15 protein-coding genes and 1 pseudogene are annotated in these 16837 nt (G+C 43.7%); 3 read left to right on the top strand and 13 right to left on the bottom strand.

Annotated features, from left to right (window positions below):
• The coding region (gene yjeH, locus HCZ42_RS20860; RefSeq protein ID WP_167422610.1) for an L-methionine/branched-chain amino acid transporter at positions 1–926 on the top strand (926 nt) is incomplete at its 5' end.
• Here the strand turns inward: yjeH and HCZ42_RS20855 are convergent.
• The gene (locus tag HCZ42_RS20855) at positions 913–2364 is read right to left on the bottom strand and encodes a PLP-dependent aminotransferase family protein (protein WP_175579588.1); all 1452 of its coding nucleotides are present in this window, start codon (positions 2362–2364) and stop codon (positions 913–915) included. The two genes, yjeH and HCZ42_RS20855, sit on opposite strands and share 14 nt — an antisense overlap.
• A 77-nt stretch (positions 2365–2441) precedes the next feature.
• On the opposite strand from HCZ42_RS20855, the gene HCZ42_RS20850 reads away from it, so the two are divergent.
• Positions 2442–3104, top strand: a complete 663-nt coding sequence (locus tag HCZ42_RS20850) for a pyridoxamine 5'-phosphate oxidase family protein (RefSeq protein ID WP_167422608.1) — start codon at positions 2442–2444, stop codon at positions 3102–3104.
• 108 nt (positions 3105–3212) lie between these two features.
• On the top strand, positions 3213–4559 hold the full coding sequence (locus tag HCZ42_RS20845) for a magnesium transporter (RefSeq protein ID WP_167422607.1): 1347 nt from the start codon (positions 3213–3215) through the stop codon (positions 4557–4559).
• 479 nt (positions 4560–5038) lie between these two features.
• Here the strand turns inward: HCZ42_RS20845 and HCZ42_RS20840 are convergent, their stop codons facing one another.
• The 12 genes and pseudogenes from HCZ42_RS20840 to HCZ42_RS20790 form a co-directional block, all read right to left on the bottom strand.
• On the bottom strand, positions 5039–5770 hold the full coding sequence (locus HCZ42_RS20840; protein ID WP_167422606.1) for a hypothetical protein: 732 nt from the start codon (positions 5768–5770) through the stop codon (positions 5039–5041).
• A 2-nt stretch (positions 5771–5772) separates the two neighbouring features.
• Positions 5773–5904, bottom strand: coding sequence for a hypothetical protein (locus HCZ42_RS22060; protein ID WP_303047967.1), 132 nt, complete (start codon positions 5902–5904; stop codon positions 5773–5775).
• Positions 5905–5952: 48 nt separating this feature from the next.
• On the bottom strand, positions 5953–6684 hold the full coding sequence (locus HCZ42_RS20835; protein ID WP_167422605.1) for a hypothetical protein: 732 nt from the start codon (positions 6682–6684) through the stop codon (positions 5953–5955).
• 181 nt (positions 6685–6865) lie between these two features.
• On the bottom strand, positions 6866–7597 hold the full coding sequence (locus HCZ42_RS20830; RefSeq protein WP_254869000.1) for a hypothetical protein: 732 nt from the start codon (positions 7595–7597) through the stop codon (positions 6866–6868).
• An 85-nt stretch (positions 7598–7682) separates the two neighbouring features.
• Positions 7683–8669 carry a hypothetical protein gene (locus HCZ42_RS20825; RefSeq protein ID WP_167422604.1) on the bottom strand — a complete coding sequence of 329 codons (987 nt, stop codon included), beginning with the start codon at positions 8667–8669 and terminating at the stop codon, positions 7683–7685.
• An 8-nt stretch (positions 8670–8677) separates the two neighbouring features.
• On the bottom strand, positions 8678–9652 hold the full coding sequence (locus tag HCZ42_RS20820) for a hypothetical protein (RefSeq protein WP_167422603.1): 975 nt from the start codon (positions 9650–9652) through the stop codon (positions 8678–8680).
• A gap of 181 nt (positions 9653–9833) precedes the next feature.
• Complete coding sequence (locus tag HCZ42_RS21940) at positions 9834–10073, bottom strand: hypothetical protein (RefSeq protein ID WP_254868999.1); 240 nt, start codon at positions 10071–10073, stop codon at positions 9834–9836.
• Between the two features lie 130 nt (positions 10074–10203).
• Positions 10204–11211 (bottom strand): sel1 repeat family protein, encoded by a 1008-nt coding sequence (locus HCZ42_RS20810; RefSeq protein ID WP_167422602.1) that lies wholly within the window; start codon positions 11209–11211, stop codon positions 10204–10206.
• Between the two features lie 61 nt (positions 11212–11272).
• The gene (locus HCZ42_RS20805; protein WP_167422601.1) at positions 11273–12268 is read right to left on the bottom strand and encodes a tetratricopeptide repeat protein; all 996 of its coding nucleotides are present in this window, start codon (positions 12266–12268) and stop codon (positions 11273–11275) included.
• Between the two features lie 3 nt (positions 12269–12271).
• Entirely contained in the window at positions 12272–15838 is a 3567-nt protein-coding gene (locus tag HCZ42_RS20800; protein WP_167422600.1) for a LysM peptidoglycan-binding domain-containing protein, read from the bottom strand.
• Entirely contained in the window at positions 15835–16356 is a 522-nt protein-coding gene (locus HCZ42_RS20795; protein WP_167422599.1) for a DUF4123 domain-containing protein, read from the bottom strand. Before HCZ42_RS20795 ends, HCZ42_RS20800 begins: the two co-directional genes overlap by 4 nt.
• Positions 16346–16837, bottom strand: a pseudogene (locus tag HCZ42_RS20790) (type VI secretion system tip protein VgrG); the annotation flags it as partial. The gene HCZ42_RS20795 and the pseudogene HCZ42_RS20790, both read right to left, overlap by 11 nt.

Genomic DNA, 16837 nt, shown 5'->3' with positions numbered 1-16837 from the left:
AACAGCTATTACCCGATGCAGTTAACTCCGCCATTGTTGCCCAAGTGATCACCGTTGTACTGCTTATGGCGGTCAACTTAGCTGGGACAAAATCTTCAGGTAGACTCCAAACCGCGATTGCGCTGAGTGTCTTCGCTCTTGTGGCAGCTTTTTGGTGGAAAGGCGATGTCTCTACTAACGATTTCACTATGCCAGCGCTCAACTCAGAGTCGGTTTGGACCATTGGCGCTGCGCTTGGTGTCATGTTTTGGTGCTTCGTCGGCATTGAAGCATTTGCTCATATGGGCGAAGAGTTTAAGAATCCACAACGCGACTTTCCCATTGCGATTCTGGTCGGCAGTTTTATCGCTGGCGCCACTTACTGGGCGTGCTCGGTGGTGATCCTAAAACTGGGCGCTTACGGCTCACCAGACTTTGAGAGTACGTCGATTCCTTGGATTTCAGAGCAACTGTTTGGCAACCAATTCAAAGTGCTGATCAGTATTCTTGGCTTTGCCGCCTGCTTTGCTAGCGTGAACCTTTACACACAGAGCCTTGCTCGCATGGTGTGGGCACAAGCGCGCGAATACAAGCCTGACAGCGCCATGGCACGAATCTCCATCAAAGGCGTTCCTGCCAACGCAACCTTAGTGATCGGCTTGATATTGGTGGTTTCTTGTGTGGTGGGTGAACTGTCAGAATTAGATCTAGAGTTCTTCCTAAAACTCGCCAATAGTGTCTTCGTTTTGGTTTACCTATTAGCAATGCTCTCCGCATACAAATTACTCAGCGGAATAGGCAAAGTGCTGGCAGGGATCGCCCTACTCTTGTGTACGGGAGTGTTCATCTGCCTAGGTTGGTCGATGTTGTATGCGCTAACGATCTTTGCGTTGTTCTCTTTCCCTTGGGAAAAGGTTCGCCCGATAAGACAACCTAAACCTGAATAACCTCGTTTGGGCCAAATAGCTCAGCCAAGCGCTGAATATTTGGCTCGATCTCTTCCAACGACACATTGCCAAAACCTAAGATAACACCGCACCAAGTCCTTTCATGAGGCTTTAGCTCGTAATAGTTCATCGGCCGCATAATAATACCCGCCGCTTTAGCACGTTCAACCCAAGTATCCTCGTCGATACCGCCAGTCCACTTTAGGGTAATGTGTAATCCCGCTGCTTGGCTGATAATCTCAACACGATGGGCAAAGTGACGCTGAATCGCTTCGCTCATGGTTTGGTGTTTCAATTTGTATAAACGGCGCATTTTACGAATATGGCGTAACAAATCCCCTTCGTTAATAAAATCGGCCAGTGCTTCCTGAGTATGAGTTGGCGTATCCCCACTGGTCGCGTCTTTGACGGCTAAACACGTTTCAACAATCGATTCAGGCACCACCATGTAACCCAATCTTAATCCGTTAAACATTACTTTACTGAAAGAGCCAATATAGATGACCTGATCATCACCGCCCATCTCACTTGCGAGTCCTTGCAAGCTGGTATAAGGCCGATGGGCAAACTGAAACTCGCTGTCGTAATCATCTTCAATAATCCAACGTTTCTCCTGCGCCGCCCATTCGACCAGTTGTAAACGCTGCTCAGTATTGAGCGTGGTGCCCATGGGGTACTGGTTACTTGGCGTAACATAAAGCGCTTTTGCGTCAGAGCGAAGCACATCATCCAGTTCGAAACCCTCGCGCTCCACAACGCGAAGATCTTGGAAACCAAAGCCGTTCAACGCCACCACTTTACTCATTTGCGCGTAACCCGGTTGCTCCATAAGTACATTGTCACCCTGTTCTAGCACTGCATTGAGCGCAATATACAACGCTTGCTGCGCACCAGAAGTAATGATAATTCGTTTTGGATGACAACTAACCGAACGACTCGATGCAAGATAATTAGTCAGCGCCTGGCGAAGCGCCAAACTGCCTTGTATCTCTTGGTTGCCAAGAAGAGATACGCGAGTGGCGTGACGCTGCAACATACGCTGCCACTTGCTCAGCGGGAACTGTTTTAAGTCCGGTACGCCCGGGGCAAACAGTTTGTTGATGTCCGTTGCCGATACGGATGAACTTGGTTTGGTCACCGCAGTTTGACTTGATAAATAGTGATCCGGAAGCTCGACCGCGACATAGAAACCAGAACTGCGTCTGCTCTCTATGTACCCTTCGGCTGCTAACTGTTCATACGCGGCGATCACTGTATTGCGACTCAAGGCGAGTTCCCCCGCCATTTTTCGAGTTGAGGGAAGCTTTCCGCCTAACGGCCACAAGTGAGCCACAATTTTGCTGCGAATAGCGTGAAACAGCTGTTCTTGGAGAGTTGCCTTACCCTGATTGAGTGCTAAGTCGCCTATTTCAATCGGCGTCATTCTGGATCCATCCATTATCTAAAACTGGCTCTTAGTAAAGTACCACTTAACGTTTAGATTGTAATCAAAGTAGACGAATTGAGGGCGAAAGGATGTTATCTCAGACCAAACGTACAGAAGTAAAGAAAGCGAAGCACAAAGCGGTATTTGAACAAGAGCAACTGCATAAGATCATTGATGAAAGCTTAATTGGTCACATCGCAATTAGCGAAGAGAACGGTCCGATTGTAATCCCAATGCTTGCTTGGCGGGTGGGCGATTATGTCTACATCCATGGTGCAAACAACAGTCGCTTAATGAGAACACTCAAGAAAGGTCATTCAACATGCCTGACTTTCACGCTGTTTGACGGATGGGTGCTAGCACGCTCTGCATTTCATCACAGCGCTCATTACCGCTCTGCGGTTGTGTTTGGCTCATTTGAAACGGTTGAAGATGCAAACGAAAAAGACCAGGTGCTCAACCACTTTATCGAACACATTGCACCTCAAAGAACCGGTCAAGTTCGTTTAAGCAATGCGAAAGAACTGGCTGCAACTATGGTATTGAGAATCCCGCTCACGGAAGCGTCGGTAAAAATCAGTAATTCCGGTGTCAATGATGATTTGTCTGACCTAGACCGCCCAGTTTGGGCAGGCATTCTTCCTTATCGAACAGTGGTTGGCCCGTTAGAACCCGTTGAGGCATCAACACACCTCGATGAACCAGACTACAGTCAAGCGTATGGAGAACGCTGGTACTCAAATACAAATTAGCGCTAAGCCCAGAATTTCTGGGCTTTTTCATAAATTATCCTAGCCCTGAATGATGCTTCTGCTAACATGTCTTCACTCTAACAAAACTGTAAACTGCGGAGCACATCGATGAGCGAATTTCAGGAGCTATCTCATCACATCCAAACCATTGCTCGAGCGGATGAAGAGCAGCAAAACAGCATTCTTAATGATTATATCGAAGAGGGCCTAGAGCCAGGTTCCGTCGCGCTTATACTGGAAGCTTTCCCGATCGATGAGCGTGTACGCTTATGGCGTGGTTTACCGCTAGAACTGCATATCGAAGTGTTGACCGAAGCCCGTGCCGATGTACGTAACTCGATCATTACGGCGCTCTCCGAAACAGAATTAAAGATAACGCTAGCAAAACTCGATAACTTGTCATTGATCGAGTGGGCAGATTCGTTACCCGACGAAATCATCAATGAAGCACTCAGCCTAATCGAAAAAGACGAGCTTGAGCTTTATGACCAAGCAAACGAGTACGACGATGATGAACTCGGCCGCTGGGCTGAGCGTAAAGTGGTGACACTTCCTTTCAATATTTCGGTTGAAAGAGCGAAAGCGCTCATGGAGCGTTACAGTTACGACGCGCCTCATCATATCTACTTAATCAATAAGCGTAAGCAGTTTCGTGGCGTCGTCAGCTACATCGATTTGCTGAGAGCAGAACCGACAGAAAGACTAAAGAATCTATCGAGCGAAAATGTGGTGACATTAAACGCCAAATTAACGCTAGCGGAGAGCATTGAAGCACTGGAACATTCTTCTACTTCCTCTATGCCAGTGGTCGATGATGGACAGACACTCGTTGGTGAAGTGGACTGGCATTTCGCCCTCAGCACGCAACGTGAAATCTACGAAACCCGCTTGATGGCAGGTACCGGTATGGATGAAGGCGATGACCTTTTCGCACCGGTAGTAAAAAGTTCTCAAAAACGTGGGGTTTGGCTGGGCATCAACTTAATGACTGCCATTCTAGCTTCGGTGACTATCGGGCTGTTTGAAGATGTTATTGCTCAAGTGGTCGCGTTAGCGGTATTGATGCCCATTGTTGCTTCGATGGGGGGTATCGCCGGTAGTCAGACATTGACTCTGATGATTCGTGCAATGGCACTCAACCAGATCACGGTAGGCAACCGTTGGGCGCTGCTTAAAAACGAAATCGGTATCGGCTCGATCAACGGGCTGTTGTGGGCGGTGATCATTGGTGGTTTAGCCGCGCTTTGGTTCCAATCGGGTATTTTGGGCGCCACAATCGCACTCGCAATCGTGGTAAACATCATCGCAGCTGCGCTCTTTGGAGTACTCATTCCTATCGTGCTGGATAAACTCAAGTTGGATCCCGCCCTCGCAGGCTCAGTGATCCTAACTACCGTCACCGACGTGGTTGGCTTTTTTGCTTTTCTTGGAACTGCAAGCCTAGTGATGTTGTAACCCCTAGGCACTAATTCTAGTAATGCAAAGGTTTGCATTTTGCATTTCTAATATGCAATGAAATCAATAAAACCTAGTTCGAAAGGACTAGGTTTTTGCGCAAATAGGCACTATTAAATTTGGCACATATGCTGCATTAGTTAATTTGACCCTTGATATACCAAGGGTCACCTAGCCAACTGACGTTGTTAGTGAACCATTTTGTTCACACTCATACAAACCAATCTCACTATTTGAGGTTGGTTCTTCTTTTTTATAGTGCCAAAACATATCAGTTAAGCCAGTTCTATAGATGCTCTTAAAGGGACTTATAGTTTCTGTGTTAACCGTCATTCAAAGCTCATCAACTTGCTTGTATCGTGCTTTTTCGTTACCTGCAATTCAGTTGGCACAACTTGGCTATCAACTGATAATCGATAACCAAGTAAGTTTATGCTCAGGCAGTCAATAATATCTTGAGTGGTGCAAGGTCGCTTGAATTACTCCACCACCTCTTCTTCATCTTGCTGATAAATGGAGTGCTTGTATTGGTCATTTAATCGTTTTATTTCGATAACTTCAATATTGGGAAAAATAGACTTTAGATGAGCAAACAGTTCTTCTTTTTGCTCAAATGTTGAGATAAAGATATCCCCCGAATAAGCAAGCGTTCCTTTCTCTGGGGTTGTAAAAGAAACAACAACATCATTGACTAGATTAAAAACAACACTGCGCTCATCCATAATTATGTAAGACTTCATTGTCGTTGGCTGAAAATTCGTCATCCCAAATGCCATCAGTGCAAATGCCCCTGCACCTACAAACGCCAACGGGCCAAGTATAAAGACAGCAATAATACACACCGCAATCCCCACCCAAGCAAAACCACGAGCTATTTTGTAAGCCACCTCAGGGATCATATCTTGTTCTGTGTAACGAATACCTAGTGAAGTTAAGTGATAACAACGATGTTTATCAGAGAAAAAAAGATACCTTGCTGCAAAAATCATCAAAGTTGCTATTACCAAAAACACCCAAAACATAGAAGAACTAGTAGTCATGTCTGTAACATACCAGATAAACCAAAAAGGAAGAGCAGATGAAGTTATCGCAACTCCCCACTTTGCTAAGTTTTCGTGTTTTAGACCCGCTCCTTTATACTCCCAAGAATAGGTGACCTCAGCGTTATAGAGCTGCTCTTTAAGTACCTCAATGTTATCTGTCTTATCCATAGTTAGATCCCTACTTCAATGATACGGGTCGCAAATTCTTTTGATACTGGCGCCACGGCTAAGTCGCCTTGGCTGTTGCCTGACGCCACATATCCAAGTTGCTGATGTTCATCAGCTTGCCAGTTAAGGGGCATACTAACGAGTACGGTAACGGTGTCTTGAGTGATGTAAGGTCGGTTGAATTACTCTACCGCCTCTTCTTCATCTCGCTGATAAACAGGATGTTTGTATTGGTCATTAAGTCTTTTGATTTTTACAACCTCAATACTAGGAAAGAGTGAACGTAAATAATTTAACAGCGCTTCTTTTTGCTCAAGTGATATATAGATATCAGCTGAGTAAGCATGTGCACCTTTCTCAGGAATCGCGAATGACACCACGCTGTTGTTAACTAGATTAAAAGCGACGCTGCGCTTATCAATAAAGACATAAGACTTATCAACGGTTGACTGGAAATTAGTCATTCCAAATGCCATCAGCGCAAACGCTCCTGCCCCTACAAAGGCCAGTGGGCCAAGTACAAAGACAGCAATAATACATACCGCAATCCCCATCCACGCAAAGCCACGAACGATTTTGTAAGCCACCTCTGGGATCATATCTTGTTCGGTGTAATGAATGCCCAGTGAAGTTAAGTGGTAACAGCGATGTTTATCAGGAAAATACAAATACCTTGTTATCAACACCATCATTGTCATGAAAGCAAACAGCCCCCAAAAATCAATTGAGTCCACAGTTAGCTCATCGAGAACAAACCAAAAAAAGCTAAATATTAAACAGCCCACAAATATCGCCATTCCCCATATCCCTAGATGGTCGTATTTGCCGCCATACCCTTTTTGCTCCCAAGAATACTTAGTTTCAGCGTTATAAAGCTTTGCTTTGATTACCTCAATGTTATCTGTCTTATCCATAGTTAGATCCCTACTTCAATGATACGGGTCGAAAATTCTTTCGGTGCTGGCGACACGGCTAAGTCGCCTTGGTTATAGCCTGACGCCACATAGCCAAGTTGGTGATGTTCAGACGCTTGCCAGTTAAAGGGTATACTAATGAGTACCGTACTGGCGTCTTGAGTGATTTTGGTCAGTTGAATTACTCTACCGCCTCCTCTTCATCTCGCTGATAAATGGGGTGCTTATATTGGTCATTGCGTCTTTTGATTTGGACAACCTCAATATCGTGAAAAAGTGAACGTATGTGGTTTAATAGCTCTTCTTTTTCTTGTTGATTCGAAGTAAATACCAACCCTTTGTATTCCATTTGCCCTTTTTCTGGGACAGTAAAAGAGAGCACGTTATCATTGATTAGATTAAAGAGAATACTTCTTCCGTCCATTAAAACATATGATTTATCAACGGTTGGATGGAAATTGGTCATTCTAAACGCCATCAGCGCAAATGCTCCGGCACCTACAAACGCTAACGGGCCAAGCACAAAGACAGCAATAATACACACCGCAATCCCCATCCACGCAAAACCACGAGCGATCGTGTAAGCCACCTCAGAGATCATATCTTGTTCGGTGTAATGAATGCCCAGTGAAGTTAAGTGGTGACAGCGATGTTTATCAGAGAAAAAAAGATACCTTGCTGCAAAAATCATCAAAGTTGCTATTACCAAAAAAACCCAAAACATAGAAGAACTAGTAGTCATGTCTGTAACATACCAGATAAACCAAAAAGGAAGAGCAGATGAAGTTATCGCAACTCCCCACTTTGCTAAGTTTTCGTGTTTTAGACCCGCTCCTTTATACTCCCAAGAATAGGTGACCTCAGCGTTATAGAGCTGCTCTTTAAGTGACTCTATCATTTCCGTGTTCGTCATTATTTATTGCTTGCAATAATTATTCGATATCGTTTTTCACTGTTAAAAGCAGTGTCTTTATTATATTTGCTGCGCATCTTAATATTTAGCTCACTTGTGCAAATATATCTAATTCAGGGCCTGTTTCAGGCTTGCCTTGTTGTTTGTTTCTGATTGCTTCTAGTGTTGCTTTATACTCTTCTTCACTCATATCGCGCCAGTATCGTGGGTTTCGGCCAGTTTTCTTATCATACTCTGCGGTAACAGGGTCGAGGTGTCGAGACTCTTCAAGAATAAGACAGTCTGGCAAAGGTTGTGATATGTCCATATAACATAAGATCATATTCCAGATGCGATAATATTCTGAAACTGATTCATTCGGTGTTGCAAGTGTGCTTAGCGGGATACCATGCACGGAGCCGTTATATCTTTGTGCCAGCATTAGGCTGTAGTTCATCAATCCTTGGTGACTTGGCATACTCACTAAGACGCAATCAAATTCAACTATAGGGTGAGAGTAACGTACTTTGCCATTGCCTTTATATAGGGTGACCATTCCTGTTTTTCGGTTAAGCGTAAACACCTTTTTTGAAGTCATTATCCAAGTTGGTGTCCAGTAACCGCGATCCATTAAGATGGCTTGTAGCCATACTATAGCTGCTGGAAGAAATATCCACTGTAGAGCCGGTAAAAAACCTGCGTTAAATCCAGCTAGAAAACTAGAGTCATGTATTAAGCCTCCTAGAATACAAACCATCGTATAAATGGGTAAAAAAAACCATATGACGCTTTTTCCTAGTACTGACAAGAGATAATACACTTGAAACCAGCGACTTGGTCTTTCAATTACCAATTCTTCATGACTCCAAAATGGTTCAAGTTTTGGATTTGTTTCGCGTAATCTTTCCATCAAACTAGGGGTATTTTCTGTATCTACTCTGGTACTGATTTCACTTGTAGGATTACTAAAAGGTAACTTTCTAGAGCCAGATTTTAGAAGTTTCTTAAGTAGATTGTTATCACTACTTTCTGGTGATAAATGATATCGTTTCTTACTGTTAAAAGCAGTGTCTTTATTATATTTGCTGCGCATCTTAATATTTAACTCACTTGTGCAAATATATCTAATTCAGGGCCTGTTTCAGGCTTGCCTTGCTGCTTGTTTCTGATTGCTTCGAGTGTCGCTTTATATTCTTCTTCACTCATATCGCGCCAGTATCGAGGGTTTCGGCCAGTTTTCTTGTCGTACTCAGCAGTCACGGGATCGAGGTGTCGAGACTCTTCAAGAATAAGGCAATCTGGTAAAGGTTGGGACACGTCCATATAACACAAGATCATATTCCAGATGCGATAATATTCTGAAACTGATTCATTCGGTGTCGTTAATGAGCTCAGTGGGACACCATGCATAGAGCCATTGTATCGATGTACCAACATTAGACTATAGTTCATCAACCCTTGTTGGCTTGGCGCGCTCACTAAAACGCAATCAAATTCAACCAACGGATGGGAGTAACGTTCTTTACCGTTACCTTTATAAAGGGTGACCATGCCTGTTCTACGGTTAAGCGTAAACACTTTTTTCGAAGTCATAATCCAGGTTGGTGTCCAATAACCGCGATCCATTAATTTGACTTGTAACCATAATAGTGCGGCTGGAAGAAATATCCACTGTAAGGCTGGAAAGAAAACTAATGTAAATACTTCTTCATTAAGTACTCCCAAAAGCAAACACACTAACGTGAATAGTGGCAAAGCGATAGCTATCAAGCCTTTCCCTAAGGCGGATAAGAAGTAGTACAATCGGAACCATTTACTTGGTCTTTCAACTATTAGTTTTTCGTGATCCCAAAATGGTTCCAAACTCGGTTTTATTTTACGTAATCTTTCTATTAACCCTGGTTTATTTTCAGTATCTACTCTGATGCTAATTTCACTTATCGGGTTACTAAAAGGCAGCCTTCTAGAGCCAGATTTTAGAACTTTCTTTAGTAGGTTTTTTTCACTATTTTGTGGTGATAAAAGATATCGTTTCTTACTGTTAAACGCAGTGTCTTGGTAATATTCACGGTTCAATGTTTGTTCCTAAGAGCTTGCTGCATCGTCAGAGTTTGCCCAATAATAATGGGGAATACTGATGATTAGGTCTTTGATTGTGTTGATTTTCTTATCACCGAAATTAGGTTTGTTAATATCAATAAGCCCTTCTTCAATTCTTCGCTTGGTAATTTCAACTCTATCTATCGGAGGTTGAGTGCTAATGGGGTCTGGTCTTGCCTTTTGCCACTATCCGACTCACTCGTGAATAGTGCAACCCAAAATATTCACCGATTTGCTTTTGTGTATAACCTCCACTTGCCAATGCGGCAATAATCGCATCATTTCGGTTTTCAGTTGCTTGTTCATATTCTTCAAGATAAATCAGCTGACGGGCATTGCCTCTAGAGGTGACATGATACAACGTACCTGCATATTCTATCTGTTGTGGTCTACTCACTTTTCTTCCCTAAATAAAAATGGTCCAGCTAAAAAGCAAAAGGCAAGACCTGACTCCATTTATTGTGATGGTTTATCGCTTATGGCAGTCAGTAACTAAGCCGCTTAAATAAGCGGCTTTATAGGAGTGGTTAGAAGAGTTCTAACGACGTTTCATCTAAGAACATATTGGGCTTGATATCTTTGACAAACTCAGCTACCTGTTTGTCTAATTCAGCTTGTTCTTCTTTAGTAATAAGTACTTCAAATACCGGCCTGCCATTTTCGTCAACTACAGGGAGCTGATCTTTTACGCGCATCCTCTCGGTAATTCTTAAGTCGTCCTCTTTCTCGCCGCCTAAAGCTCCCGATATCTTATTGTAGTAATAGGCTTTTTTAATGTCGGGTTGAATGATTATGTTGCCATCGCTGTCTTTTTCACCTTGAGAATAAACATAATAAAACAATCTAGCGGCTTTAGCGTAACCCAATTTAATTGCCTTGAGATTCCATTCTAACGCCTCATCCAAAGTATCAGGCTCCAGCAAATAGTAGTACAAGGACATCATGGCTGGTGCGTAGCCATGATTGGCGGCAACTCTGAGATACTGTATTTTCTCATCTTTAGGCACGTCGCTAAATTGAGTCAAATAATAGCTCGCATTAAAGCCTCCAGACTCAAGTGCCTCAATATACTTTTTGTCGATAAGGTAGCGACCTAGTACTGGTACATAGTTTCGCCATTGATTTGTAAAGAACTGAAGTTGTAGCAATGCTTTTCCATTGCCTTTTTCTGCTTCTTTTTTCCATCCTTCAATAGCCAATTGTCGCCACTTCTCATCACAAGGCCAGCCCAGAAACCCACATGGGTTATTGACATAATATTCATAGCCGGAAAGTACCCCCATAGCCCAAGGGTCACCCAGATTAGCTGCCTTTAAAAAGGTTTCTCCGGCTTCAAACTGTTGGCGGTTTTTATACTGTGTCATCGCTAGCCAAAACGTCGCGTAGGCACTGCCTTGGTCTGATTGCTGCTGTAAAACTTGCTGAGCTTGTTGATACTCTTGTTGGTTAAACAGTCGGATCCCTTGTTCAACTGGCGAAATCGCCCACAGCTTGCCACTGCACAAGAGTAGGAAAATAAATAACGTTTGTTTCATGGTTTATCGCTTATGGCAGTCAGTAACTAAGCCGCTTAAATAAGCGGCTTTATAGGAGTGGTTAGAAGAGTTCTAACGACGTTTCATCTAAGAACATATTGGGCTTGATATCTTTGACAAACTCAGCAACCTGTTTGTCTAGTTCGGCTTGTTCTTCTTTAGTAATTAAATCCTTCATGACTGGTCTACCATCTTCATCCGCTAACGGGGATCCATATTCGTCAAGTATATGCTCTTGTGTAATTTTGTAAGCCTCTTTTTCCTCTCCACCTAATGCGCCAGACAGACGATTGTAGTAATAGGCTTTTTTAACATCACGTTGAATGATTATGTTGCCATTACTGTCCTTTTCACCTTGTGAATAGACCAAATAAAAGACTCTAGCCGCTTCAGCGTAACCTAGCTTGATTGCCTTAAGATTCCACTCAATGGCTTCGTCCAACGTCTCAGGCTCTGCTAAATAGAAGTATAAGGACATCATAGCTGGTGCGTAGCCTTGTTCAGCGGCGATTTTTAGGTATTTCAACTTTTCTTCAGTCGATTCCCAAACCACGCTAGAAGTTAAGAACCGATATCCACCATTAGGGATTGCTTTGGAGTATATTTCTCTATATTTCTTATATTTATAGATGGGGACTATTTCCCACCAAGGTTTACCTCGTAGAATGAGTTGGTACATTGCTTTACCATTCCCTTGGGATGCTTGTTTTTCCCATAGGGGAATGGCTTTATCAGTCCAAGCTGTATCGCATGCCCATCCAAGGTATTTACATGGGCTATTGCCATTCCCCGCCAATACGTCCATAGCCCAGGGGCTGCCCATTTCTGCCGCTTTTAAAAAGGTTTTCCCAGCTTCAAATTGCTGGCGGTTTTTGTACTGTGTGACGCCTAGCCAGTATGTCGCGTAAGCGCTACCTTGTTCAGATTGTTGCTGAAAAATCTGCTGAGCTTGTTGATACTCTTGTTGGTTAAACAGTCGGATCCCTTGTTCAACTGGCGAAATCGCCCACAGCTTGCCACTGCACAATAACAGGAAAATAAATAGCGTTTGTTTCATGGTTTATCTCTCTGGTAACCAGTTGCTTAGCTGATAGCCGCGCAGTTTAAATTGCTCAAGTTGCTCGATATGATTGGCAGGCAGCACCGCATATTCTTCTTTCATTCGGGCTCGGGCTGGGTATGATTTTTCTAGGATTTTATGTCCCCTAGTTAACCAGTGGATATTCTTGCGCAAGTCTGCGTAATCATCATCTAACGTTTTCATATAATTATTTTTGTCTTTATCATTTGGATTCTCATAAGGTTGTGAGAAGGCTTTAGTAAAGAAATCCCGTATGCTAAGGACATTTTTAGCGTAGCGTTGCCATTGCTGCGACTTATCAAGCTCGGTGGGCTGCTTTAAGCCCATTCGTTGCAGGGCATTCTCAAAGCGAATAATTTGCCCTTTATTTGCACGGTTTGCCCCTAACCAGTTTAATATTTGATTGATCGCTTTGCGCTGATTTTGGTTTCTGGCTGCGGCGATATTTCTGCTCTCATTAAAACTTTCTCCCCAGCCAATACTTGGAATATCATTGTAATTAATTAACACTGTCAATAATTTTGCGAATGTCTCCGCAGGCATATTGGCAATCCATTTCTGGTTTTCTTGTTGGTGCTGTTCAGAAAGCAAAAAGTTGGCAACAAAGTAGGCGTTTTTTTCGTCAGTTGCGTGCTTCTCCATATCATCAATGATGTTAAATGGCAGCATCATCACTTGCCCGATTGTTAAGCCAAATGCAGCGGCGACCGTCAGCACTTTATTGAATTCGGCAAAACTGTTGACTTTGCCAGACTCGTCAAAAAACTCAAAGCGCTGAAAACCCTTGTTGTTCATGACGCCAAGCAGTGCAGCAAAGAAATCATCTGCGGCTTTAGGATTTAACTCAGTGGCAAATTTGCCGCCAAAACCAATACCTGTCGTGGCCGCCATAGCGGTAATAAAGATAAAACGGCCATTGTTGAACGTACACTGGAATACACCATCATACCCAATCCCTGCCGAGACTTTAAAGCCAGAACTGACTTTAAACAGGTTTTGCTTTGCGGTTTTTTGATCTTTTGCCCAATCTAACTTACAGCTCAGAACCCCGCCAGCTTCTAGGCCGGCAAACGCTTTTGCTTCCGCAGTTGCTCCAGCCGCAAGTGTGCTGGGGCGGCTGCCTTGCTGGCCTAAGCCGGACACATTGTAATTGGTATAGTCACTTCTGCTTGGTACTGTTCCTTTGATGCCGAGAGGGCGGACTTCTTGTTCTCCTGAAGACTCTTCCATATTGCCGATGTGGAGCTGAGTAGAGACTTTCAAGCTTGCCGCGAGCACACCATAGACCTTTCCTTCTATTTCAAGCACGGCGGAGCCGATGTTTTCAGTATGACGCTTTTCGTCGTCACGAACACGGTAGGGGATGTCCAACTGCATGTCCCCGCTCGCTGGCAGTCTGAGTGTTATCTTTTGCTCGGTACTTGCCAGCGAGAAATCGGTTTGAAACTCGGCTTTTAACGTACCTTTGTTGAATGTGTCCTGGTCAATCGCGGTACTGGCACTGTAAGTAAAACGAGCAAATTGTGCTCCTCCACTGGTTTCTGTCATTGCGGTAATGCCAAGTGTTTCGTTTTCGTACTCTTTACTACTCCAAGGAAAAATGACATCGCTGATATTCGCCCAGCTAATCGATTTTTCAAATTTTAAAGAGGAGAGAACTGCATCAGAAGAGCCACCCAGTGCTTGTTTAAATGCCTTAGATAGTTGCTCTTTCTGTCGATTACCAGAGGTCGCTAAATTTAAGTTAACAATTGAAGTGCACTTTTTGTTTTCCGCTATATCGGTAGATAGTACTGGGCTGTCTGACAGAATATATAATAGCTTTTGGGGGGCAGAAGACAGGGCGCATTCAACAACGGTTCTTTGGTTCACACCATTGTTGGCAAATATATGGTTGTCTAGGTTTTTCGGCTTCCATTGGGCTTCATTGAGTACAACACTTCGCTCCGATGTTTCTATGACAGGAATGTCACCGACGAAGGTTATGGATGTCCTTTGGTAGTCAAAGTTTGGGGAGTCTACTCGTTTGCTAGCCTCCATACGCAAGGCCTTGCAACGTTCTTGCGCATTTTCAGCGAAAAGGAACAGTTGTTTAACGTATTGGTTATAGCTGTCGTTGTTACCAAATCGCTCAGAAAAATCCCGGATTCGGATCGCAATCTCTTGTAGTAATACAAGGTTCAATACGTAGGCACTGTAATAACCAAGTTCGCTAGCAATAGGCGTATCTTTGTTAAGCTTATTTAAGTCACCGATTAATGCATCGATACTTGGGCTTTTATTCTCAAGCCCATCGCGAATAGACTCAACGCTTTGCCAGCCTTTAAAGAGTTCATCTTTGGTTAAGCACTGTTCTTTAATGTAGGTCCCTGTCTGATTCAAACGATGCACCGCAGCAAAAAATTTGCGGTAACGAATTCTGTTTTCACTATTGGCATTGAAGAAAGCCATTGGCTCCCATTCAAATTGCTGGTTGTTTAGTTTTGTAATGACAGCATGGGCTTTATCTTCCCAGTAACAGTAAACGTCGTAAGCCTTCTTTAGCGAAGGTAGTTTGCTGGTGCTTTTTAGGTCTTTACTATCAAGAGAGTCGTCCAGACCAATAGATTTTTTCTCTTTATTGATGGTTTCCAGTGCGTCGTAGATGTTCAGCTCGATATTAGAGCTATAGAATCCGTGCTTATTTGAAAACTTGTACTGATGGCCTTGCTCGTCAATAGTTGTGCTGGCTGCTTGCTCCATTGCTTGTTGCTCAAACTTATTGATCGCTTCATCCAGGTCTTCGATGAGTTCTTGCTGTAACTTACGTAATTGTTTGACCCTGAGTGATTGGGCGCCATCAATCGCATCTTGCTTGAGCATAACTTCGCCAAATGCCCCCTGTATAGGGACGAGGCTACCAATTGCTTCGTTTTCGATATTCTCAACGGCTTTAGAGTAAGTCTGTTCGATACGATCAATTTTTACGCTAACGTTGACTAAGGCAATCTCGATATCATCATTTGGGAACGTCAGCTCATTATTGCTATACGCTTTTTTTAAAGCAGAGCGTTCAAGCAGTGCTTTACGGTAGGCTGCGACCTTATTATAGCCAAGCTGACTGAGGAATACTTCATGGGTAATGCTGTTAAACTGATCCATGACGCCTAGTTTGGTGAGTTGCGCCAACACTGTTTTGTTGTCTCCACTTAATGCTTGCTGGCAACGCTGGTGATCCTCGAGGACATACTGTTTTGCCTCTTCGGTTAGGAGAAGCAACATTTGTTTTCTTGTATGTGGATGTTCTGGGACATACAGAGCATCGACATACTTAGGAGTCGAGCATTGAGCGAGCACCAACTGGTTGTTTGGAAAGGTTTGTTTTTCTGCCCTTTCACCTGATGTGTTGTCGATTTCTTCTGGGAGTATGAGTTTGTTGCCATCGAAGATAAGGTCGATATCTTTGATCTGCTCAGCATTTAGCTTTTGTAGTGTAGCGACATCGGTATTGTAGTATTTGGCTAGCTGAGAGAGGGTTTCTCCTCGTCGTATCACGTGGGTTTTCATGCGAGTAGTTCCTTGACGAGTTTGTTAGAAAGAATCGTGTTTGAAGCTTGGCTGTTATGATTTTCTACATTATCTGTTGAGTAGATGTTCGACAGTAAAGGGGATAAATGGGCAGAGTGAGCGAGTCCCAAAATGCCATCAATCTCTTTTTGTTCTCCATACTGAGCAATCTTGGCAAAGGTGGAGGGGGAGTAGAATCTAAGTAGGTATAACCGCCCATTTTCACTCGTCACCGTGATGTTTTTTTGCAGAGACGCCATCGCGAGATCTGAGGTGACTTGTTGTGAAAAAGTGAAAACGACACCGCTAGTCGCCCACTCCGAGTCTGTTTCCCATCTTTGCCAAATCGCGCTTTTAGGCTCTACTCGAATACAAATAGGGCTTAAATCGATCTGATGTTGCCAGTTTGTGCCTAAGTACAGCGGAAGCCACTCTTGTTCATTTTCAGCACATATCTTCTTTGCGTCTGGTACTCGAATGGAATCCAGAATGAGGTAACTATGATTTTTAGCTATCATGATTTATACACTCACAATTTGTTTTAGAGCAGCTGCCATCAGTGCGCTTTTGGCACAGCTCACTAAGAGATACATCCAGAGTCGCTAGAGCAGGTAATAAACTTGTCATAGAGGCTGTTGTTGGAGCAATTAAAAGCTCCTCTGGCGCAGCCAGTGCCTCAAGTCCCATTGGAAGTGCTGCTTCTATGCCACCGTAACCACTACCGCTGCCCGGACTTCCTCCGGAGTTTAGGTTGATCGCTGGGCCGACGATGCTGACGCCAGAGGCATCTACTTTGACAAAACTACCACCTGCTTTCAGAGTCAGTTCAGATCCTGCTTCTATGATGATTTTTGCCCCGCCTTTTAGGTGAACTTCGCTGCCGGCATCTACCGCATATAACTTGCCCGTTTTATGGTGCGCGCTGCCATCGACCATCAGCGTCTGGTCTTTGGCGATTTTGTTGCGGCTTTCACCCTCCACCGTGAGGTGATGATTGTT

Origin of the sequence: Vibrio hepatarius (assembly GCF_011806575.1) — a bacterium.
GTDB lineage: Bacteria > Pseudomonadota > Gammaproteobacteria > Enterobacterales > Vibrionaceae > Vibrio > Vibrio hepatarius_A.
The sequence above is the reverse complement of the archived record's forward strand: the minus strand, read 5'-3'. Positions and strand labels throughout refer to the sequence as shown.